General features: G+C 67.6%; 12 protein-coding genes and 1 tRNA gene. 11 read left to right on the top strand and 2 right to left on the bottom strand.

The genetic code is table 11. From position 1 onward, the window contains the following. Nucleotides 1-97: 97 nt before the first annotated feature. Nucleotides 98-2983 carry an aminomethyl-transferring glycine dehydrogenase gene (gene gcvP, locus HZA32_03295; protein ID MBI5423083.1) on the bottom strand — a complete coding sequence of 962 codons (2886 nt, stop codon included), beginning with the start codon at nucleotides 2981-2983 and terminating at the stop codon, nucleotides 98-100. 198 nt (nucleotides 2984-3181) lie between these two features. Here gcvP and HZA32_03290 point away from each other — a divergent pair, with 198 nt between their 5' ends. The 6 genes from HZA32_03290 to HZA32_03265 all read left to right on the top strand — a co-directional run bounded on the left by HZA32_03290 (nucleotide 3182) and on the right by HZA32_03265 (nucleotide 11272). Then, a complete protein-coding gene (locus HZA32_03290) occupies nucleotides 3182-3889 on the top strand; it encodes a lamin tail domain-containing protein (protein ID MBI5423082.1) in 708 nt (235 codons plus the stop codon). A 57-nt stretch (nucleotides 3890-3946) separates the two neighbouring features. After that, the gene (locus HZA32_03285; GenBank protein MBI5423081.1) at nucleotides 3947-7810 is read left to right on the top strand and encodes an immunoglobulin domain-containing protein; all 3864 of its coding nucleotides are present in this window, start codon (nucleotides 3947-3949) and stop codon (nucleotides 7808-7810) included. A 3-nt stretch (nucleotides 7811-7813) separates the two neighbouring features. Further along, entirely contained in the window at nucleotides 7814-8398 is a 585-nt protein-coding gene (locus tag HZA32_03280; protein MBI5423080.1) for a PEP-CTERM sorting domain-containing protein, read from the top strand. Between the two features lie 138 nt (nucleotides 8399-8536). After that, entirely contained in the window at nucleotides 8537-9412 is an 876-nt protein-coding gene (locus tag HZA32_03275) for an energy transducer TonB (protein MBI5423079.1), read from the top strand. Beyond that, a complete protein-coding gene (gene nth, locus HZA32_03270) occupies nucleotides 9409-10101 on the top strand; it encodes an endonuclease III (protein ID MBI5423078.1) in 693 nt (230 codons plus the stop codon). The genes HZA32_03275 and nth overlap by 4 nt, the downstream gene beginning before the upstream one ends. A gap of 73 nt (nucleotides 10102-10174) precedes the next feature. Further along, nucleotides 10175-11272 carry an alpha/beta hydrolase fold domain-containing protein gene (locus tag HZA32_03265; protein MBI5423077.1) on the top strand — a complete coding sequence of 366 codons (1098 nt, stop codon included), beginning with the start codon at nucleotides 10175-10177 and terminating at the stop codon, nucleotides 11270-11272. Nucleotides 11273-11332: 60 nt separating this feature from the next. On the opposite strand, the gene HZA32_03260 is transcribed toward HZA32_03265, so the two are convergent. After that, on the bottom strand, nucleotides 11333-13273 hold the full coding sequence (locus HZA32_03260; GenBank protein ID MBI5423076.1) for a methyl-accepting chemotaxis protein: 1941 nt from the start codon (nucleotides 13271-13273) through the stop codon (nucleotides 11333-11335). A 189-nt stretch (nucleotides 13274-13462) separates the two neighbouring features. On the opposite strand from HZA32_03260, the gene HZA32_03255 reads away from it, so the two are divergent. The 5 genes from HZA32_03255 (at nucleotide 13463) to HZA32_03235 (ending at nucleotide 22547) form a co-directional block, all read left to right on the top strand. Further along, nucleotides 13463-16387 (top strand): PAS domain S-box protein, encoded by a 2925-nt coding sequence (locus tag HZA32_03255; GenBank protein ID MBI5423075.1) that lies wholly within the window; start codon nucleotides 13463-13465, stop codon nucleotides 16385-16387. A gap of 42 nt (nucleotides 16388-16429) precedes the next feature. Further along, a tRNA-Val gene (locus tag HZA32_03250) sits at nucleotides 16430-16506 on the top strand. Between the two features lie 147 nt (nucleotides 16507-16653). Further along, complete coding sequence (locus HZA32_03245) at nucleotides 16654-19347, top strand: PAS domain S-box protein (protein ID MBI5423074.1); 2694 nt, start codon at nucleotides 16654-16656, stop codon at nucleotides 19345-19347. Between the two features lie 94 nt (nucleotides 19348-19441). Further along, on the top strand, nucleotides 19442-20830 hold the full coding sequence (locus tag HZA32_03240; protein MBI5423073.1) for a PAS domain-containing protein: 1389 nt from the start codon (nucleotides 19442-19444) through the stop codon (nucleotides 20828-20830). A 49-nt stretch (nucleotides 20831-20879) separates the two neighbouring features. Beyond that, nucleotides 20880-22547, top strand: a complete 1668-nt coding sequence (locus tag HZA32_03235) for an amidohydrolase (protein ID MBI5423072.1) — start codon at nucleotides 20880-20882, stop codon at nucleotides 22545-22547. Nucleotides 22548-22575: the final 28 nt, after the last annotated feature.

Raw genomic sequence — 22575 nt, 5'->3', positions numbered from 1 at the left:
CCCGCCCTACCTCACAAGGTGCGAGACCCGCGCCCGGAGGTCGCGGGCTACCGTGAGCGGGCGAGCGAGGGCGGTTGAGGGCAACCGCCCCTACCGGTTAGGCCTGTGCGGGTTGTTGTGCGTAAGCTTCCATGCCCACGCACGAGCACACGAGGTTGCGGTCGCCGTAGACGTTGTCGATGCGGCCGACGGCGGGCCAGAACTTCGAGGCGCGCGTCCACTTGTCGGGGAACGCGGCGACTTCGCGCGAATACGGATGCGGCCACTCGGTCGCGGTCACGACCGCCGCGGTGTGCGGGGCGTGCTTGAGCGGGTTGTTGAGCTTGTCGCTCTCGCCGCTGGCGACCGCGGCCATTTCGCCGTGGATCGAGATCAACACGTCGCAGAAACGGTCGAGCTCGGTCTTCGTCTCGCTCTCGGTGGGCTCGATCATGAGCGTGCCGGGCACGGGGAACGACATCGTGGGCGCGTGATAGCCGTAATCCATCAGACGCTTCGCGACATCCTCGACTTCGAGGCCGTGCTTTTTCCACGGGCGGAATTCGCGGATGCACTCGTGGGCGACGAGGCCGTTGCCGCCCTTGTAGAGGACGGGGAAATGGTTCTCGAGGCGCTTGGCGATGTAGTTGGCGTTGAGGATGGCGAACTTCGTGGCGCGCGTCAGGCCGTCGGCGCCCATCATGCGGATATACATCCACGAAATGACGAGGATGCTGGCGGAGCCAAACGGCGCCGCGCTGACCGCGCCGCCGAGCTGAGAGCTGAGAGCTGAGAGCTGAGAGCCTGAAAAGACGTGGCCGGGGAGGAACGGCACGAGGTGTTTCGCGACGCCGATCGGGCCCATGCCGGGGCCGCCGCCGCCGTGCGGGATGCAGAACGTCTTGTGGAGATTCAGGTGGCAGACGTCGGCGCCGATGAAGCCGGGCGAGGTGAGGCCGACTTGGGCGTTCATGTTCGCGCCGTCCATGTAGACCTGGCCGCCGGCGGCGTGGACGATCTTGCAGATGTCGCGGATCGCAGTCTCGAACACGCCGTGGGTCGACGGGTAGGTGACCATGAGGGCGGAGAGATTCGCGGCGTGTTGCTCGACCTTCGCCTTCAGGTCGGCGACGTCGATGTTGCCGGACGCGTCGCAAGCGACGGGGACGACCGTCATGCCGCACATGGCGGCGCTGGCGGGATTGGTGCCGTGCGCGCTCGTCGGGATGAGGCAGATGTTACGGTGACCTTCGCCGCGCGACTCGTGGTAGGCGCGGATGACGAGGAGGCCGGCGTATTCGCCCTGCGAGCCGGCGTTGGGCTGGAGCGAGACCTGGGCGAAGCCGGTGATTTCGCTGAGCCATTTATCGAGATCCTTGAACATCTTCGCGTAGCCCTTCGATTGCTCGGCGGGCGCGAACGGATGCAGGCGGCCGAACTCGGGCCACGTGACCGGGAACATCTCGGCGGTGGCGTTGAGCTTCATCGTGCACGAGCCGAGCGAGATCATCGAGTGGACGAGCGAGAGGTCCTTCAGCTCGAGGCGCTTGATGTAGCGCAGCATCTCGTGCTCGGTGTGGTAGCTGTTGAACACCTTGGCGGTGAGGAACGGCGTGGTGCGGGCGAGCGTGGGCGCGTAGCCGATGGGCTCGACCTCGAGGTTGAGCGTGGCGCCGAAGAGGCCGGCGAGCGTTTCGACTTCCGCGAGGGTGGTGGTCTCGTCGAGGGAGATGCCGACGGTGGTGTCGTCGACGCGGCGGAGGTTGATTTTCTCGGAGTCGGCGGCGGCGTGGAGCGCGGCGGCGTTGACGCCGGAGACGGTCAGCGTGTCGAAGACCGGATCGCTGTTGATGATGGCGTGCGTGGTCTTGAGGGCGTCGGCGAGGAGTCGCGTGAGGCAACGCGTGCGCTGGGCGATTTTCTTCAGGCCCTCTGGGCCGTGATAGACGGCATACATCGACGCCATGACGGCGAGGAGGACTTGCGCGGTGCAGATGTTGGACGTGGCCTTGTCGCGGCGGATGTGCTGCTCGCGCGTGCCGAGGGCGAGGCGCAGGCCGGGGTTGCCTTGGGCGTCCTTGGAGACGCCGACGAGGCGGCCGGGCATCTGGCGCTTGTAGGCGTCCTTGGTGGCGAGGAAGCCGGCGTGCGGTCCGCCGAAGCCCATCGGCACGCCGAAGCGCTGCGCGGAGCCGACGGCGACGTCGGCGCCGAATTGGCCGGGGGCTTTCAACAACGTGAGCGCGAGGAGGTCGGTCGCGACGACGCAGAGCGCGCCGGCGGCGTGGGCTTTCTCGAAGAACGCGGTGAAGTCGACGATGCTGCCGGTGGTGTCCGGGTATTGGACGAGGACGCCGAAGACGTTGCCCGCCGCGAAGTCGAAGGTCGCGTGATTGCCGACGACGACGGTGACGTTGAGCGGCTTGGCGCGGGTGCGGACGATGTCGATCGTCTGCGGGTGGCAGCGTTCGGAGACGAAGAACGTCGAGGCGCCGGCGGCTTCGCCGAGCTTCACGCGGTGGGCGAGCATCATGGCTTCGGCGGCGGCGGTGCCTTCGTCGAGCATGGAGGCGTTGGCGATTTCGAGGCCGGTGAGGTCGGTGACGAGCGTCTGGTAATTCAGCAGCGCCTCGAGGCGGCCTTGGGAAATCTCGGCCTGATACGGCGTGTAGGCGGTATACCAGGCGGGGTTTTCGAGGATGTTGCGCTGGATGACGCCGGGCGTGGCGGTGTCGTAGTAGCCGAGGCCGATGAACGAGCGGTAGACCTTGTTCTTCGCGGCGATCGCGCGGAGCTCGGCGAGGGCCTCGCGCTCGCCCGTGGCGGCGGGCAGGCGCAGCGGGCGCTTCAGGCGGATCTTGGCCGGGACGGCGGCGTCGGCGAGGGCGTCGACCGACTCGTAGCCGACCGTGCGCAGCATTTCGGCGACTTCGGCGGTGGGAGAGCCGGTGTGGCGGCGTTCAAAGGTGTCGAGCGGGGCGAGGGATTCGCGGGACAATGCCATGCGCGAACCTAGGACCCGGTCCGAGCGGCCCGCAACAGAGATTTGGAGCGGCGCGCGGGCATTAAGGACCATACGTGGGGCGAAAGCGGCGCTGCTCGACGGGCGTTTGCGGCGCTCAGATTCGTCACGTGATCTCAACGCCTTCGTAACCTGGGCGGATTGATCGACGCGGTGCGCGCCTCGCAGCCTTCGTCTCCCATGTATCTCAACCGTCTTTCTTATCTCGCCGTCAAGTTCGGCGGATTGCTCACGCTGCTCGCCAGCACCTTGCACGCGCAGCTGGTCTTCACGCAATACTACGAGGGGGCGAGCAACAACAAGTGGCTCGAAATCACCAATGTCGGTGCCGCCAGCGTCGATCTCAGTGCCTACACTGTTTCTCTCTACTCGAACGCGGCGGCCGAGAACTGGAAGTCCGGTTCCACCTCGTCGTCCAACCTCGCGCTGATCGGCACGCTCGCGTCCGGAAGCTCGTTTCTCATCGCCCACTCCAGCGCGGTGCTGCCGCGGGCCTCCTCCTCGGCCAATGTCACGACGACCGGCGTCGCCGCCTTCAACGGCAACGACAGCTTGGTGCTCTGGAACGATCAGGCGAGCTACTCGACCTCGCGAATCGTCGATGCCCTGAGCTTCACGAACGCGGGCAACGAGGGGGCCGACCGCGCCTTCGTTCGCACCTCCCTCGCGGCGGGCTACAATCTGACCGCCGGCACCAGCGTCGCCAGCTACTCGTCGGTCTGGACGCAAGTGTCGAACGCCACCGTCGACGCCGCGGTCGCCGGCACCGACAACTATCTTGGTTACTCGAGTCTCTCCGCCGTCCCAGAGCCGTCCACCTATGCCGCGATTTTCGGCGGATTGGCGCTGGTCGGCGCAATTGTCCGCCGCCGTTTTGCCCGCCGCTGAGCGTGCCGTGGCACCAAACTGGTCCTGCAAGCAATCCTCCGAGTTCCTTTTCCTCTCATGTTGATCCTCCGCTCTCTCCGTTCCGCCGCCCAGATCGCACTGGCGCTGGTCGCGTCGCTTTGGTTCTCCGCCCTCGCCGGGCAGGCGAAGATTGGTGTCGCCTACCAAATGCAGCTCGGCAACCCGAGCAACGCGACCGGCACCACGAGCGATCACGTCCATTACCTGATCCAGCGCGATCAATACGCGATGGATTACAACGACACTCGCCGCGTGCCGAACTGGGTCAGCTGGGATCTCACGACCGAGGATGTGGGTGGAAGCGGGCGTTCGAATTTCGCCGTCGATCCCGACCTGCCCGCCAGCTTCACGGTCGTTGGCACCGGCGACTATTCCGGCTCCGGCTATGATCGCGGCCACATGTGTCCCTCGGCGGACCGCACGATCGATGCGGCTAACAACAAGATCGTTTTCTACATGACCAACATGGTCCCGCAGACACCGGACAACAATCAGGGCGTGTGGGCCAATTTTGAAACCTACTGCCGCACGCTCGCCTCGCAGGGTAACGAACTGTTGATCACCTGTGGCGGCAGCGGCTTCACCGGCTCCACCATCGCCAGCGGGGTGGGGATTCCCGGTTACGTCTGGAAGATCGTCCTCGTCGTGCCCACGGGTTCGGGAATGGCCATTGATCGCGTCACTTCCTCGACGCGTGTGATCGCGATCAGAATTCCCAACATCGCCGGCGTCCGCAGCGATCCTTGGACGAACTACGTCACCTCTATCGCGCAGATCGAGGCCGACACCGGCTTCACGTTCCTCACCGCGCTACCCTCGGCGACGGCCAACGTCCTTCGCACCAAAGTCGACGGCCAGACCGTCAGCGGCATGCCCGTTATCGCGACGCATCCGGCTTCGCAAACCGTCGCGCTCGGCGGCGCGGTGACCTTCTCCGTCACCGCCACCGGCGATGCCCCGCTCAGTTACCAGTGGTCCAAGGACGACGTGGAAATCCCCGGCGCCACCGGCACTTCGCTGACGTTCAATCCCGTCCAGACCACCGACACCGGCAGCTACACCGTGACGGTGACCAACAACGTCGGCTCGACGACCAGCAGCGCCGCGGTGCTCGACATCACCGGCATCCCGCCATCGATCACGACTGCGCCGACGGCACAGACGGTCTCCGCGGGCACCACCGCGATCTTCAACGTCGTCGCCAGCGGCTCGGCGACGCTCGGCCACCAGTGGCGGAAAAACACGCAACCGCTCTCCAATGGCGGCAACGTTTCCGGCGCCACCTCCGCCACGCTCACGCTCACGAACGTCCAGTCCGCCGACGCGGCCCTCTACGACGTCGTCGTCACCAACTCCGTGAACTCCGCCACGAGCGTCGCCGTCGCCCTGCAGGTCAACGCCGCGGCGCCGACGATCGTCACGCCGCCTGCCGCCACCAGCGTGATCGCCGGCGGCACCGCCACGCTCACCGTCGCCGCGCGCGGCACCACGCCGTTCACCTACCAGTGGAGCAAGGACGGCGTCACGCTCACCGACGGTGGCAACATCTCCGGCGCGGCCACCGCCACGCTGAGCGTCGGCAACGTCAGCAATGCCGACCTCGGCAGCTACACCGTCACGGTCAGCAACGGCATCGGCCTGCCCACCAGCGCGGCCGCGGCGCTCACGCTGAAGACCATTCTCCCCGGCCAGGTCGCCTACGCCGGCGGTTCCTATACCCAGAATTTCGACACCCTGCCCGGCAGCGGCACGTTTACGCTCACCGGCGCGGGGCCGCACGCCTTCGACAGCGCGCCGTTCAACGCCATGGATCTCGGCGGCTGGCACCTCGCGAAATTCGGCGGCACCGGCGCGAATGCGTTGTTCAACATCAGCACCGGCACCAGCACCACCGGCAGCGCTTATTCCTTCGGCGTCGCCGGCGCCAATCCCGTCTCCGATCGCGCGCTCGGCACCATCTCGAGCAACAGCACCATCTCCCGCTTCGGCTTGGTGCTGGTGAACACCACCGGCCGCGCGATCTCGCAATTCACGCTCAGCTACATCGGCGAACAATGGCGCAACGGCGGCAACACCGCCGCGCAGGACCTGGCGTTCGAATACGGCGTCGGTGCCACCAGCATCAACGCCGGCACCTTCACCGTCGCGTCCGCGCTCAAGTTCACCTCGCCCACCGTCGGCAGCACCGCCGCGGCGCTCGACGGCAATGCCAACGCCAACCGCACCGCGATCAGCGCCACCGTGACCGGACTCACGTGGGGCGCCGGCCAGACGCTCGTCCTCCGCTGGACCGACGCGAACGACTCCGGCAACGACCACGCGCTCGCGATCGACGACTTCAGCTTCAGCACGCCCGATCTCGCGCCCACGATCACGCTTTCGCCGAACTCGCGCAATGTCACCGTTGGTGCGAGCGCCACGTTAACTGTCACCGCCACCGGCAACGCCTTGACTTACCAGTGGCGCAAGGGCGGCCAGCCCATCTCCGGCAATGCCACCGCCGCCACCGCGTCGCTGACTCTCTCCAGCGTCACGCTCGCCGACGCCGGCGATTACGACGTTGTCGTCACCAACTCTGGCGGCTCCGCCACCAGCACCGCCGCCGCCGTCTCCGTGCTCACGGTCCAGCAAAACTGGCGCAACACCTACTTCGGCGTGACCGCGAGCACCGGCACCGCCGCCGATGCCGCCGATCCGGACGGCGACGGCATCGCCAATCTCCTCGAATATGCCCTGGGAACCGATCCGACCGTCGCCGGCTCCGCCGTCCTTCCCACCGGCACGTCCGAGGGCGGCAACTTCGTCTTCCGCTACACTCGCCCCGTCGCGACGACCGACCTCGTCTCCATCGTCCAGAAATCCACCGACCTGGCGACGTGGACGACCATCTCCACGACGATCGAATCCTCGAACGCCAGCACCGAGACGCGTGTCGCGTCGGTGCCCGCCACGCAGACGCGGGAGTTCTTCCGTCTGCTCGTTGGCGGCACCGCGACCGTCCCCGTCGGCTACATGAACTTCGCGCTTACGAACGGCGGCACGCTCGCCTTCGGCATTCCGCTCGACGACGCGTCCGGCCCGATCAGTGGCATCAAGGGCGGCAAGATCGCCGCGTTCACCGCCACGACCCTCTCGCACTCCTCCGGCGGCTGGAGCCCCGGCGTGCTCGCCGCCCCCGCCGCGCCGTGGGCCGTGCGTTTCACCAGCGGCAACGCCGCCGGCAAACTCGTCGACATCGCCGGCAACACCGCCACGACGCTCACGCTCAAGAACGCCGACCTCAACGCGCTCGGCGTGGCTGTCGGCGACACCTTCGAACTCGTCGCGCTCGACACCCTCGGCACGCTCTTCGGCGCCGCGACGCTCCAGGGCGGCACCACCGCCGCGAACGCCGACAACGTCCAGATTCGCACCGGCGGCACCGCGCTCACGTATTTCTACGATACGGGTCTCGGTTGCTGGCGCCGTTCCACCGCCACCGCGAACGCCGACGACACCACGCTGCGTCCCGGCTCCGGCTTTGCACTCCTGCGCCGCGGCGCCGCGAAGACCGTGACCGCCACCGGTCGCGTCCTCGGCACCGCCTACCGCCAGCCCGTGGCCAACGCCGGCGCCACCACGCTCACGCATGGCTTCCCGACCGACACCACGCTCGGTGCCCTCGCGTTCCAGACCCGGCTTGGTGGCTGGCGCTCCGGCACCACCACCACCGCCGACGCTGTCTACCTCCACAACGGCACCGCCTGGGCCGGCTACGTCTACAACGGCAGCAACTGGATCGCGCTCTCCGGAGGCGCGGTCAGCAACTCCGTCCCCGTTCCCGCCGGCTCGCTGATCCTCATCCAACGCCCCGGCGCTGCCGCCGGCACCACCGAATTCGTCCTTCCGCTTCCTTACTGATCCATGAACAACCGCGCTCTTTTCGCGATCCTCGCTTTCCTCGGCCTCGTTGCCCCGGCACTCGCCCAAGTGTCGCTCGACGATTTTTCCGCCGCCCAGCCCACGTTCCTGGGCGATTGGAGCGGCACGCCGGGGGTCGGAGTATATTCGTTCGTCGGCAGCACCGACGACACCATGGGCGCCGAGTTCACCGGCGCGTGGAATCTCGCGGGCTACGATGCGCTCGCCTTCACCGCGCAGATCGATGCCGGCACCAACACCGCCTCGAGCTTCTCGATCACGCTCCTCGACAGCCACGGCGAGAGCGCCACGGGCACGTTCCTCGTCTCGAGCTTCGACAGTGCGAACCTCGCCACCGTGCAGGCCGCCCTCACTCCGAGCGGCGGTTTCGATTTCGCGAACGTCACGTCATGGCGCCTCGGAGGCGGCGAGTTCCTCGGCACCGCCACGCTGGCGCTGACGGCTGGTCAGCTCAGCGCCGTGTCCGCCGTGCCCGAGCCCGCCGCCGCCGCCGCGTTGGCTGGGCTCGCGATGCTCGGTTGGGTCGCGTGGCGCCGCCGGGCGGCGCCGATGTCCGGGCACGCTTGAATCGCGCTGGGCGCGCGGAGCGAAGCGTGCCGCCCGTCGCCGCCGGATCGCGCGTCGCCGCGGGATCGGAGTGGACGTGTGCCGTGCCGCTTGTTCTGCAGCTTGCCCGGCAAAAAGCGCCGCGCTACACCGGTATGCGTGAAGAAGAACATCAGGACGTTCATCGTCGCGCTGGCGGCGCTGACCGGCATCACCGCTCCAGCGCAGCAATTGCTGTGCGTGGAGCACAAGGGCAAGATCGCGGTCGTGCGCGCGGTGCGCGACGGCATTCCGCAGATCGAGGTTGAGGGCAAGCGGATCAAGGCTTCGCGCGGCGCGAAGGCGGGGCTGCTCGACGCGAAGGAGTTCCTCCCGTTCTTCGTCTCGGTCCGCAACGTGCAGGCGCGGAGCACCTACCTGACGCTCCACAGCAATGGCGGCAGCGGCGACATCAACAACCAGTTCGAATTCCACGCGACGTTCGAGTCGCCGTTCCAGCTCAAGGACGTGTTCTTCGTGCTCGAGCTGCAGCTCGAGGCGGGGAAATACATCTTCTACTACGAGGTCGGCCAACTCGAGCCGCGCGTCCCGCGCCCCGTGCAGGTTTACGTGCCGGTGAGCTTCAAGCTGGGCGAGGGGCACTTCCAGCTGCACTTGTTTTCCGAGGGCGGCGAGCTGTTGCACTCGGAGCAGCCGCCGTTGTTCCGCGATCAGGTGCTCGATCGGATGGTGAGCCGCCGACTCGAAGGCGTGACCGACGCGCCGCTGCGGCCGTTCATCGGGCCGGCGCCGGAATACCCCCGGGCTTTCTTCAAGAGCAAGATCCAGGGCGAGGCCGTCGTGCGCTTCCGCGTGACGCGCACGGGCCTGGTGCTCAGCGCGGAGGTCGCTTCGGCGACGGCGCCGGAATTCGGCGAGTCCGCGCTCGCGGCGGTGCGGCTGTGGCGCTTCCTGCCGCCGGTGAAGGCCGGCGTCGCGGTGGAGAGCAAGGCGGAGCTGCCGTTCAAGTTCACGCCGCCGGCGGAGGCGAAATGAGCGGCGGGCACGCGGGCCGCGCGAGCGGACGGGATTTTTCCTCGAAGCAGGCGCGCGCCGATTACGTCGCGGGGCGTTTGGCGGAGCTCTATCCCGCGCCGCCGATCCCGCTCGAGCATCGCGACGCCTACACGCTGCTCGTCGCCGTGCTGCTTTCGGCGCAGTGCACCGACAAGCGCGTCAACGAGGTGACGCCGCACTTGTGGCGCGTCGCCGACAATCCGGCGGCGATGCAGCACGTGCCGGTGGCGAAAATTCAGGAGATCATCCGGCCGTGCGGGCTCTCGCCGCGGAAGGCGAAGGCGATCAGCGGGCTGTCGCGATTGTTGATCGAGCGACACGGCGGCGAAGTGCCGCGGACCTTCGAGGAGCTGGAGGAATTGCCCGGCGTGGGACACAAGACGGCGTCGGTGGTGATGAGCCAGGCGTTCGGCGTGCCGGCGTTCCCGGTCGACACGCACATCCATCGGCTCGCGCAGCGTTGGAAACTCACGAGCGGCGCGAACGTCGAGCAAACGGAGCGCGATTTGAAAAAGCTGTTTCCGCGCGAGGAGTGGAATCCGCTGCACCTGCGGATCATCTACTACGGCCGCGATCACTGCACGGCGCACGGCTGCGACGGCACGGTGTGCGAGATTTGCGGCACGCTGTTCCCGGCGCGGACGCGGCCGGTGAAGACGCGGAAGTGAGGATCGCGCGGAAGGCCGCGCTTGCCGGCTCCGCGAATGCGATCAGCATGCCGCGTTCACATCCCCCTTTCCGATGGCCTTCCGTCCTTTCGCTTTTCCGTCGCCGTTCTGTCGTTTGGGATTCTGGTTCGCGCTCGCGTGCGCGGCGGACGCGAGCGCCGGAGCCGGCGCAGAGGACAACGGGCAGAACATCCGCGTGCCATCCTACACGTTGCCGCCCTCGCCCTATCTCAGCGCGGAGGCGCGACGGACATTGCGCGACGGACTCGGGCCGGAGACTACCAGCGTCGAGCAGCAGATCCGAAACGGCGAAATCACGCCCTTGCGCGCCGCCATCGCACGCGACGGACTGCGCGCCGCCGAGGCGCTCGCGGCGCGCAGTGGGGTCACGTTCGTTGAAGCGGAACTCGACGGCGTCCACGGGTTTTGGGTGCGTCCGGCGGTGAAGCAACGCGCCGACGGCAAGGCGAGCCGCGCCGTTCTGTTGAACCTGCCGTCGGGTGGATTCCTCGTGGGCAGTGCGGCGGGCATGGGTTTGGCGGAATCGATCCCGGTCGCGGCGGCGACGGGTTTCGATGTGTTCACGATGGACTACCGGCAGGCGCCCGAGGCGAAATTTCCCGCGGCCAGCGAGGATGTGGCGCGTGCCTATCGCGCGCTTTTGCGCGATCATCGGGCGGCGGAGATCGGCCTCTACGGTTGTTCGGCGGGCGGCTTGCTCGCGGCGCAGGCGCTGGTGTGGTTTCAGCGACACGAGCTGCCGGTGCCCGGTGGCATCGCCATCATGGGCGCGTCGGCGGACGCGCAGTGGGGCGGCGACAGCTGGTCGTGGCAGAAGCCGTTGCGCGAGTTGAGCACGCCGCCGTCGCTCGACGAAGGTTTCTACTACGGTGGCGCGAAGTTCGACGATCCGTTGCTTTCGCCCATCGCGTCGGACGAGGCGCTGCGCCGTTTTCCGCCGACGCTGTTGCTCACGGCGACGCGCGCGCCGGAGTTGAGCGCGGCGGCGGATACGCACCGGCGGCTGACGCGCGTCGGTGTCGATGCCCGGCTGCACGTGTGGGACGGGCTGGGTCACTGTTTCTTCGCGAATCCGGCGCTGCCCGAAAGCGCGGAGGCCTGGACGGTGGTGTCGGGTTTTTTCGCGGCCCGGCTCTCCGACGGGAAGTGAGAAAATATTTGCCGCCGGTCCCGTGCGGGCACCGGCGGCGCAGTCGCTGAACACCCCTGATCAGCGAAAATGAAGGTCGGCGGGCTCCGGCTCGGGCGTCTTGGACTTCCGCGCCGTGGCTTTCGCGGTGGCGGTCGACTTGGCGGCGGGCCGCGTCGCCATGGTGGCCGGGCGAACGGGTTCGTCGTCGTGGGTTGTGAGTCCGACGAGTGCGGCGAGGCCTTCGGCGGCGTGGCGGAGCTCGTGCGATTGCGCGTTGAGTTCTTCGGCGGCGCTGGCGGCTTCCTCGGCGCTGGCGGCGTTGGATTGGGTGACCTTGTCCATTTGCGTGACGGCGGTGTTCACCTGTTCGAGGCCGGCGCTTTGTTCGCGGGAGGCGGTGGCGACTTCGGCGACGAGGCGGTCGACTTCGCGCGACTTTCCGACGATTTCCTGGAGGCTTTGCGTGACGCTGGAGGAGAGGACGGCGCCCTGCTCGCTGCGCTGGGTGGCGTCGGTGATCTTCTCGTTGGTCTCCTTGGCGGCGACGGCGCAACGCTGGGCGAGCGTGCGGACTTCGTCGGCGACGACGGCGAAACCGGCGCCGGCCTCGCCGGCGCGGGCGGCTTCGACGGCGGCGTTCAGCGCGAGGATGTTGGTCTGAAACGCGATCTCGTCGATGGTCTTGATGATTTTCGAAATGTCGGCGGAGGACTGGCGGATGCCGGCCATGGCTTGCTCCATCTTCGCCATTTCCTCGGCGCCGTGTTCGGCGGTGGCGCGGGCGCCGTCGGCGGCGGTCTTGGCGGCGCTGGCGTTGGCGGCGTTGTGCTTGGTGGTGCTGGAGAGTTCCTCGAGCGAGGAGCTGATTTCCTCGAGGGAGGCGGCTTGCTCGCTGGCGCCTTGGGCGAGGCTCTGGCTGGTGGACGAGACCTGGCTCGACGCGGAGGCGATCTGCACGGCGCCTTGGGTCAGGCCGATGGAGGTGTCGCGCAGGGTGCGGTTCAGCGCGCGGACGATCAGCCACGCGGTGACGGGTCCGACGAGGAGTGCGATGAGGACGCCGACGAGGACCAGCGTCGTGGTGTGCCCGAGAGTGGTGGAGGCAAGGTTCGCTTCCTCGCTGGTGCGCTGGATCGAGCCATCGAGGACGCTGCCGATGACGTCGTCGAGTTCGGCGGCGGCTTTCGAGCGGCGCTCCATGATCGCCTTCGCTTCCTTGAAGTTGGCGACGATGTGCTCGACGCCGGCGCGGTAGTCGCGGGCGGAGGCTTCGACGCTGCGCAGCTGGGCGATGTTCACTTCCTGGCGGGTGACTTTGAGCAGGCTGGCCGTTTGCTGGTCGATGCGCTCGAAAGCGGGCAGGGCCTGCTCGATAAACGCGGGATCGCGGAGCGCCTGCGATTTGAAGTTCGCGATGCGGACGGAATTGCCGAGGTCGACAATGTCGTTGGCGGTGGCGATTTTCTGGCGCCGCTCGTTGAGCTTTTCCGCGGCGAGGCCGCTGGCGATTTCCTCGGCGAGGATCTTGTCCTGGTTCTCGATGTAGGCTTCGAGCTTCGCGACGAATTCGCGGGCGCTGGTGTCGAGTTCGCCGCGGATGCGGGCGAGCTCGGAGAGATTGGCGCGGGTCAGCTCGAATCCCTCGCGGTAGGCGGCGAGGACGGCGTCGGCCTTCGCGATCCCGTCGGCGAGTGTCTTGAGCGTCGGCTCGGCCTGCGAGAGTTTGCGACACGCGGCGAGCGCTTGGTCGACCTCGGCGAGATTTTTCTTCGCGAGTTCGAGTTGCGCGACGTCACCGGTGAGACCGTAGGTGCGGACGGTGAGCTGCGTTTGGGCGGAGGCTTGGGCGAGCCGGGCGGAAACGTCCGCTTCGGGGGCGATGGCCCGGCTCAGGAATTGAGCGTTGCTGGAGGCGGAATTCATCCACCAGGCAGAGAACGCTCCGAGCAGAAGCGTGATGACGAGGAGGAGGGTGAAGCCTGCGCTCACCCGCCGCGAGATCGTGAACGTAACGGACATGACTTGGGACTCCGACGGCTCGGGGGGTGTCGTCGACCTGTTTATCGGCGCGGTGGCGGTGGAGGTGTAAGAGAATTGCTGCGCGTTTCTTGGCGCGGGATTTCTTCCCGCGGACGCGCAATCGCCGCTCGCGGTCGCGCAATTGCTGCGCAGGCGGGTGGCGCGGCGATGTCGTAGAGTCTTCACTTGGTGAACTGGCTGTCCTCGATCGTGCCCTGGCGTTACGCTGCAGCTTATGGCCTGCTGGCGACGGGCTGGATCGTGTTCTCGGATTTGTGGCTCGACGCGCGGACGGGCGCGCGGGGATTGCATTTTGGATGGGATACGGCGAAGGGCATCGCGTTCGTGGGCGTGACGACAGCTTTGCTTTTTCTGCTGCTGAAGCGTCTCACCGCGCGACTCGCCGCGGCGGAAGCACAATACATCCGGCAGGAGGCGCGGTGGCGGCAGGCGCTCGACGGGGTGGGAGACGGACTGTGGGACTGGAGCGTCCAGACGTCCGAAGTGTATTTCTCGCCGGCGTTGGAGCGGATGCTCGGCTACGCGCCGGGAGAATTTCGCTCGCACGTTTCCGAATGGGAAGCGCGAGTCCACCCGGACGATCTGCCGGCGGTGCGCGCGGAGCTCGAGCGACATCTTGCCGGGGAGACTGCGGCCTACCACTCGGAGCACCGCCTCCGCCGCAAGGACGGCTCCTACGCGTGGGTGCTCGATCGCGGCGTGGTGGTGGAGCGCGACGCGGAAGGGCGGCCGTTGCGGATGATCGGCACGCACCACGACATCACGGCACGTTCAGAGCTGAGGCAGCAATTGGCCGAGCAGGCGGTGCGTTACCAGGCGTTGTTCGAGCAGAGCCCGAATCCGATGTGGATCTTCGACGCGGAGACGATGCACATCCTCGCGGTGAACGATTGCGCGGTCGCCCACTACGGCTATCCGCGCGAGCAGTTTGTCGGGATGAACATCGCCGCGCTGCGGCCACCGCAAGATGTGCCACTGCTGCTGGATCATCTCGGGAAACCTCGTCGCAAGGTGCAGGCCTCGGGGCCGTGGCGGCACTTGCGCGCGAACGGCGAGATCATCTGGGTCGACATCCTGGCGCATGCGATCGTCTGGGAAGGCCGGCCGGCGCGCGTCGTGGTGGCGCACGACGTGACGGCCCGGCAGCGCGTCGCGCAGGCGATCGAGGAAAGCGAGGAGCGGTTCCGCGCCATTTTCCACAGTGCGAACGACGCGATCTTCACCACGGACGAGCAGTTCGCCGTCGCCAGCGCCAACTCGCGCGCGGTTGAGCTGTTGCAGACGAAGCGGGAGAATCTGCTCGGCCGGCGCCTGGCGGAATTCTTCCCGACCCACCAGCCGGACGGCGCGGAGTCGCTGCCCAAGGCGAACGCCATCCTTGAGCGAATGTGGCGCGAGCGCGTGCCGGCGTTCGAATGGCGGTTGCAGCGGCCGGACGGATCGCATGTCGAAACCGAGATCACGCTCAACGGCCTGACCCACAACGGACGTCGCTCCGTTGTCGTCGTGGCGCGTGACATCACGGAGCGCCAGCGGGCACACCGGGAACTCCAGCTCCTGCACGCCGCGCTGCAGGCGACGCCCGCCGGCATCGTGGTGACCAACGCCGCGGGTGCGATCGAGTGGGTCAACCCGGCGTTCACGAATCTGACCGGCTATTCGCTCGCGGAAGCCCAAGGGCAGAATCCCCGCATGCTCCGCTCCGGTCAGCACGACGACGTCTTCTATCGCCGGATGTGGGAGACGATCCTGCGCGGCGAAGTGTGGTCGGGCGACGTGCAGAACCGACGCAAGGACGGCACCGTCTACTTCGAGCGCATGACCATCGCGCCGGTGCGCAACAGCGCGGGCGCGATCACCAACTTCGTCGCGGTGAAGGACGACATCACGAACGAGCGCCGCCTCGAACAGCAGCTGGCGCGGTCACAGCGGCTGGAGAGCGTCGGCATGCTCGCGAGCGGCATCGCGCACGACCTGAACAACGTGCTGACCCCGATCGTGCTTTCCATCGAGCTGCTGCGCGCCGAGCGGCAACTGCCTCCGGCCACGGTCGCGCGCCTCAATCTCGTCGCGCAGGCCGCGCAGCGCGGCGCCAACATCGTGAAGCAGGTGCTGACCTTCGCGCGGGGCGTCGAGGGCGAGCGCACGGTCGTGCAGCCGCGGTATCTGCTGAAGGAAGTCGCGCAGCTCGCGCAGGAGACCTTCCCGCGCATCATCGAGGTGTCGGTCGACGCCGGCCGCGATCTGCCGGCGATCCGGGGCGACATCACGCAGTTGCACCAAGTGCTGCTCAATCTGGCGGTGAATGCGCGTGACGCGATGCCGCGGGGAGGACGCCTAGTGTTCAGCGCGCGGTTGACGCAAGTGGACGCGACCCGCGCGGCTGCGCTCTCCCGCATCGCGCCCGGCGCCTACGTGGAGCTGGCGGTGACCGACACCGGCACCGGGATTCCCGACGAAGTGCTCGAGCACATGTTCGAGCCGTTCTTCACCACGAAGCCGCGCGGCAAGGGCACCGGTCTCGGGTTGTCGACGGTTTACGGACTCGTGCGCAGCCACGAAGGCACGGTCGAGGTCGATACCGCGCTGGGTCGCGGCACGACGTTCCGCGTGTTGTTGCCCGCGGTGACTGTCGATGCCGCCGCGGTGGCTGAGCCTTCGGTGCCGGTCGTTCCGTCCGGCGCGGGCCGCCGCGTGCTCGTGGTCGATGACGAAGAGCCGATCCGCACCGTCCTCGACCAACTCCTCCGCCGGCGCGGTTTCCAAGTCGTGACCGCGGCGGACGGGGTCGAGGCGTTGCAGATCTTCCGACTGCTGCCGGCCGCCTACCAATTCGCGATCGTCGACCTGGTGATGCCGCGCATGCGTGGTGCGGCCTTGATCCAGGAGCTGCGGGCGCTGGCGCCGAATCTGAAGATCGTGTGCTCCTCCGGCTACGCCGACGAAAAGGGAGACGGCGGCGAGGCGCTTTCCCTGGCCGATCTGGGCGTTGCGGTCTTTTTGCCGAAGCCGTTCGGGGAGGAGGAATTGTTCAAGGCGTTGCGTGTCGCGGATGAAGCCTCCGTGTCGGTCGAAGCGGAAAAGAAAGTTTGATTTCCGAAAAACGGTCCGCAACCGTGCCCGTCCGGTTTTTTCGGACGCTTAGCTCAGTTGGTTAGAGCACGTGCTTCACACGCACGGGGTCACTGGTTCGAGTCCAGTAGCGTCCACCATTCCTAGAGTGTGTGACGGAAAAAGACTCCGCTGCCTGCGCCGCGAAATCCGGCCAAGGCGCGAATAGAAAGATTGTGTGACGGTCGCGGGACCGTAGCTTCGCGCCGTCGACGGGCCATTCGACGCTGCCGATGTTCCGAGAAAAGTTGCCCGCACCGATTCAACTGACGCTCGCCTATGCACTCCTCGCGGGCGGGTGGGTCGTCGTTTCCGACGCGATCGTAGCTGTGCGCGGCCACGAAACACTGCGCGCGCTCGCCCTCAACATGGGGAAGGGCGGCCTGTTCGTCATCATCACCAGCTTGGTGCTCTACCGCCTCGCGCGGTCGATGGAGGCCCGCGTGCGCGCGGCTGAGCGGGAACGGCACCACGTCGCGCTCGAGGGCGCTCGCTCCGTGCAGCGCGCCAATCGCATCTACGCCGCGCTGGCGCGCGCCAACGAGATCGCCCTCACCGCGCGGGAGCGCGAGCCGCTGTGCCGCGCCATTGGCGAGACGTTGATCGGGAGCGGCGGCCTGCGCCTCGCCTGGATCTGCTGGGTCGACGAGGGAACGCAGCAGGTCGTCACGGAAGTGGCGGTCGGACTCGCGGCGGGCTACGTGGACGGAATCGTGGTTTCGGTCGACCCGGCGCGACCGGAAGCCCACGGACCGGTGGGCCGGGCGCTGCGCGCGGGCACGAGCTTCGTCTGCCAGGATATCGAGTTCGATCCGGCCATGACGCCGTGGCGCGCGCGCGCGCGTGAGCACCGGCTCGGGGCGATCATGGCGGTGCCGCTCCGGCTGGGAGATGGCGCGCGGGGAGCCTTGGCCATCTACGCCGAGGAATCCGGTTTCTTCACGCGCGAGGTCGCGCTGCTGGTCGAACAACTCGCGACCGATCTGGCGCACGGACTGGACGTCATCGCGGTGCGACAGCGTTCCGAGCGGCAGGCCGCGGCGCTGGTCGAGAGCGAGCAGCGCTGGCAATTCGCCCTCGAAGGCGCCGGCGACGGCGTGTGGGACTGGAACGTCGCGACGGGTGACGCGTTTTTCTCGCCGCAACTCGCGCGGATGTTCGGCTATGCGCCGGAGGAGTTTCGTGGCCGTTACGAGGAATGGCAGCAGCACGTGCACCCCGACGATCTGCCGCGCACGCGGGCGCGGCTCGTCGATTGCCTGTGCGGGCGCACCGCGGTGTTGCATGCCGAGCACCGGGTCCGCTGTCGCGACGGCAGCTACCGCTGGGTGTTGAGTCGCGGCAAGGTCGTGGAGCGGACGCCGGAGGGGGAGGCGCGGCGCATGATCGGGACCTTCGCCGATCTCACGGAGGTGCGGCGCGCCAGCCAGCGGCTCACGCTGCTGGAGACGGCGCTTCAAGCCATGCCCTCCGGCATCGTGATCACCGATGAACAGGGGCGCGTCGAGTGGGTGAACGAGCATTTCACGCGTCTCACCGGTTACGCGGCGGACGAGGTGATCGGCGGGAATCCCCGCCTGCTGAAGTCGGGCCGCCACGGGGATGACTTCTACGCCCAGATGTGGAACACCATCCGCAGTGGCAAGGTGTGGAGCGGCGAACTCGTGAACCGGCGCAAGGATGGCACCGAATACAACGAGCACATGATCATCGCGCCGGTGTCGCACGGCGGCGAAGGCATCACGCATTTCATCGCGATCAAACAGGACGTCACCGAGCGCAAGGTGATGGAGCAGCAACTGCTCCGCGCGCAGCGGATGGAGGGCATCGGCCTGCTGGCGGGCGGCATCGCGCACGACCTGAACAACGTGCTCGCGCCGATCCTGCTCAGCACCGAGTTGCTGCGCCTGCGCATCCACGATGCGGCCGACCGGCGCGTGCTCGAGGTGATCGAGTCCGCGGCGCGGCGTGGCAGCGGTGTCGTGCGGCAGGTGCTGACTTTCGCGCGCGGCATCGATGGCGAACGCTCGCCGGTGCGGCCGCGCGACCTGCTGCGCGAAGTGGCGTTGATCATCCAGGAGACGTTTCCGAGGGACATCGAGGTGCACCGCGAGGTCGCGGAGGATTTGCCCATGGTCCGCGGCGACGCGACGCAGCTCCACCAAGTGTTGCTCAATCTCGCGGTGAACGCGCGCGACGCCATGCCGCAGGGCGGCACGCTGACGCTGCGCGCGCGCGCTGAACAAGTCGCGACGCGGCGCAACGGTTTCACGGGCGAGCTGCCGCCCGGCGCCTACGTGGTGCTCAGCGTGCGCGATACCGGACAAGGCATGACGCCCGCGGTGCGCGAGCGGATTTTCGAGCCGTTCTTCACCACGAAGCCGCGCGGCAAGGGCACCGGGCTCGGGTTGCCGACCGTGCTCGGGATCGTTCGCAGTCACGGTGGCATCGTGGAAGTCGACTCGACGCCCGGGGGCGGTTCGGAATTCCGCGTTTACTTGCCGGCCATCGCGCCGGAAAAAGTCGACTCCGCCGCGCCGATTCCGTTGGCCACGGTCGCGGGTCGCGGCCGGCTGGTGCTCGTGTGCGACGACGAGCCGAGCGTGCGCGAAGTCGCGAGCAGTGTGCTCCGGCATGCCGGCTTTGAGGTCGTCGAGGCGGGCAACGGCCGCGAGGCGCTCGTGATCTTCTCCGAACGGCGCGGAGCGATCGCGCTCGTGCTGATGGACATCATGATGCCCTTGCTCACCGGCGATCGCGCGGCGGCGGACATCCGGCGGCAGGAACCGGGCCTGCCGGTGATTTTCATGTCGGGCCTGATGGACCTCGATGCGGTGCAAGCGGCCACGAAGGACACGGATGGACAGGCGCCGGCGCTGTTGAAGAAGCCGTTCGCGGCCGGCGACTTGCTCGCGGCGGTCGCGCGCGCCGTGGGGGTCTGACGCCGGCGGCGAATTTTCGGCGGCGGGCCTTCAGCGTGAGCGCTTTGTGCCGTTAGTAAAGGTGGCGACGTGCCACGCCGCACGCCGGTCCCCTATGAATGTGCGTCCTGTCACCCCGCTCGGCATCGCGCGGGAGTTCAAACTCAATGAAATGTTCTTCTCCACGACCGACGCCCGCGGCGTCATCGTGAATGGGAACGAGGTCTTCACGCGCGTCAGCGGCTTCACCTCCGAGGAGCTGGTCGGCCACGCCCACAGCATCATTCGCCACCCGCACATGCCACGCGCGGCGTTCCAGCTCGTGTGGGAGAATCTCAAGGCGGGTCGCTCGTTCGCCGGCTACGTGAAGAACATGGCCAAGGACGGCGCCTTTTACTGGGTGTTCGCCGTCATCGTGCCGATCAGCGGCGGCCGGTTCCTCTCCATCCGTTTCAAACCCACGAGCCCGACCTTCGCCGTCGTCGAGCGCCTCTACGAAAAGCTCGCGCGCACCGAGAGCGTCGCGATCGCCGGCGGCGCCACGCCGAAGGAAGCCATGGAAAAAAGCCGTGCCCAGCTCGCGGAGGAACTCCAGGCACTCGGCTTCGCCAGCTACGATCTCTTTTCGCACGTCGCGCTCAATGCGGAGCTGTGCGAACGCGACTCGCGCCTCGAATCCGCCAAACTCGGACTCTTCCCGTCGGCGCTCCACGGCCAGAACATCTCCGCCACCGTGGCGCAACTCTACGACGACGGCCTGCGTGTCTACCGCCAGGTCACGGAGGTCTACGGGGAACTGCACCGCTTCATCCGCTTCCACGAACAGCTGCAGAATGCCGGCCGCTCGGTCCTCGGTGTCGCCGACGACTTCCGCATGCACGCGCTGAACGTGAACATCACCGCGCAACGCCACGGCCTCGAGGGCCGCACGGTCGGCGTGGTCGCGACGTTCCTCGACCATTACGCGCAGGAACTCGGCCGCGGCACCCACGAGCTGCGCAGCCACGTCACGCGCACGTCCTCCGCCACGGAGAGCATCAACGCCGACATCGCCATCGCGCGCCTCCAGATGGAAATGATCCTCGCCTACCAGGCCGAGCTCGCGCACGGCACCGCGAACGAAAAATCCACGATGCTCTTCGACCTCGAGGAAGCGTTCGTCGAGCGCACCCGCGCCGCCGCGCGCTCCATCCTGGAGCTGCAAACCGAATCCGCGCTGCTCGCCGAGTCGCGCGAGCAATTGAGCAAGGTCGCCATGAGCATCCAGATGGCGCAGGTCCGCGGCCTCACCGAGGCGGCCCGCATCCCCGAGGCGGAGAACCTGCGCACGATGTTCGCCGATTTCCGCCACAAGATCGACGAGACCAACAAGGAACTCGTCGCGCTCGACGACGCGCTGAACTACCTCGGCATGCTCACCGCCCAGACGCCGCGGCAGATCATGGCCGTCGGTCTCGCCGCCGAGAACATCCAGGAGCGCGTGCGCTCGCTCGCCGCCGCCTGATCGTCGCTCGGAGTTTGCCAACCCCGCGAACTTGCGCCGTGCTGCGCGCATGTTTCGCCTGCCCCTGGCCCTTTTCGCCCTCGTCGCGATCGCCGGCGCCCAGCCGGTCGACCTCCTGATTGTCCGCGGCAACCTCCACACGCTCGATTCCGCGCAGCCGCACGCCACCGCCCTCGCCGTGCGCGACGGACGCATCGTTTACGTCGGCGACGACGACGGCGCGGCCAAATTCCGCGCCGACGCGAAACGCGTGCTCGATCTCCACGGCGCCACCGCCGTCCCGGGCCTGAACGACGCGCACCTGCACCTCGCCGGCATCGGCGAGCGCGAACTCTCTTTCAATCTCGAGGGCACCGCCGGCATTCCTGATCTCCAGCGACGGCTCGCCGAGCGCGTCGCCGCCACCGAGGCGAAACGCTGGATCGTCGGCCGCGGCTGGATCGAGACGCACTGGCAACCGGCGGCTTTTCCCACGCGCCAGCAACTCGACGCGGTTTCACCCGATCACCCGGTCGTGCTCGAACGCGCGGACGGCCACGCCGTCGTCGCAAATTCCGTCGCGCTGCGGCTTGCCGGCGTCACGCGCGACACGCCCAATCCGTCCGGCGGCGAGATTCTCCGCGACGCCGCCGGCGAGCCGACCGGCATGCTCGTCGATCGCGCCATGGCGCTCGTCCTGCGTCTTGTGCCGCCCGCGACGCCCGCCGAAGTGGAGCGCCAGCTCATCGTCGGGGCCGAGCGCGAGGCGAGCCTCGGCTGGACCGGAATCCAGATCGCCGGCAACAGCTACGAGGAATCCGAAACCGTGCGGAAGCTCGTGGCGGACGGGCGCGTCAAGCTGCGCGTCTACGATGCCGTCAGCGGCTCCGACGGCAGCGGTGAGAAGCTCCTCGCGGCCGGCCCGGTGATCGGCGAAAGCTCCGGGCGTTTCACGCGGCGCGGCGTGAAGCTCTACATCGACGGCGCGCTCGGCTCGCGCGGCGCGGCGTTGCTGGCTCCCTACGCCGATTCGCCGCAATCGAGCGGCTTGCTCATGCAGGAGGAGGCGAAGCTGGTGCCGTTTCTCCAAGCCGCTCTGCGACGCGGCATTCAAGTCGAGACGCACGCGATCGGCGATCGCGGCAACCGCACGATGCTCGACTGGTATGAAAAGGCCTTCGCTGCCGTGCCGCCCGGCGAGCGCGCGGTGAAGCTGCCGCGTTGGCGCATCGAGCACGCGCAGATCATCGCGCCGGCGGATATCCCGCGCTTCGCGCAGCTGGGCGTCATCGTGTCGATGCAGCCGTCCCATGCCATCGGCGATCTCTACTTCGCGCCCAAACGGCTGGGACGCGAGCGGCTCGCCGGCGCCTACGCGTGGCAGTCGCTGTTGAAGAGCGGTGCGCGCTTCGCGGCCGGTTCCGACGCGCCGGTCGAGCGCGGCGAACCGATGATCGAGTTCTACGCCGCCGTCGCGCGCTGCTCGCTGGACGGCTTTGCCAACGAGGACTGGCATCTCGAGGAACGGCTCACGCGCGAGCAAGCGCTGCACGCCATGACGCTCGGCGCGGCCTACGCCGCTTTCGAGGAGGAGGAGCGTGGCAGCCTCACCGTCGGCAAGTGGGCGGACCTCACCGTGCTTTCCGCCGACATCATGCGGATTTCCGAGCCGGAGATTTTGAAGACGTGCTGCCTGCATACGATCGTCGGGGGCGAGATCGTTTACTCGGCGCGTTGAGGCGTCCGGGCGTGGCCCGGCGCGGGCG

This window comes from Opitutia bacterium (assembly GCA_016217545.1).
Taxonomy (GTDB): Bacteria; Verrucomicrobiota; Verrucomicrobiia; order Opitutales; family Opitutaceae; genus Didemnitutus.
This window is presented reverse-complemented; position numbering and strand designations above follow the sequence as displayed.

Bases quoted from the DNA above. Each gene is read 5' to 3' on its own strand.
- gcvP (MBI5423083.1), bottom strand. From the start codon at position 2,983: ATGGCATTGTCCCGCGAATCCCTCGCCCCGCTCGACACCTTTGAACGC.
- HZA32_03290 (MBI5423082.1), top strand. From the start codon at position 3,182: ATGTATCTCAACCGTCTTTCTTATCTCGCCGTCAAGTTCGGCGGATTG.
- HZA32_03285 (MBI5423081.1), top strand. From the start codon at position 3,947: ATGTTGATCCTCCGCTCTCTCCGTTCCGCCGCCCAGATCGCACTGGCG.
- HZA32_03280 (MBI5423080.1), top strand. From the start codon at position 7,814: ATGAACAACCGCGCTCTTTTCGCGATCCTCGCTTTCCTCGGCCTCGTT.
- nth (MBI5423078.1), top strand. From the start codon at position 9,409: ATGAGCGGCGGGCACGCGGGCCGCGCGAGCGGACGGGATTTTTCCTCG.
- HZA32_03265 (MBI5423077.1), top strand. From the start codon at position 10,175: ATGGCCTTCCGTCCTTTCGCTTTTCCGTCGCCGTTCTGTCGTTTGGGA.
- HZA32_03260 (MBI5423076.1), bottom strand. From the start codon at position 13,273: ATGTCCGTTACGTTCACGATCTCGCGGCGGGTGAGCGCAGGCTTCACC.
- HZA32_03240 (MBI5423073.1), top strand. From the start codon at position 19,442: ATGAATGTGCGTCCTGTCACCCCGCTCGGCATCGCGCGGGAGTTCAAA.
- HZA32_03235 (MBI5423072.1), top strand. From the start codon at position 20,880: ATGTTTCGCCTGCCCCTGGCCCTTTTCGCCCTCGTCGCGATCGCCGGC.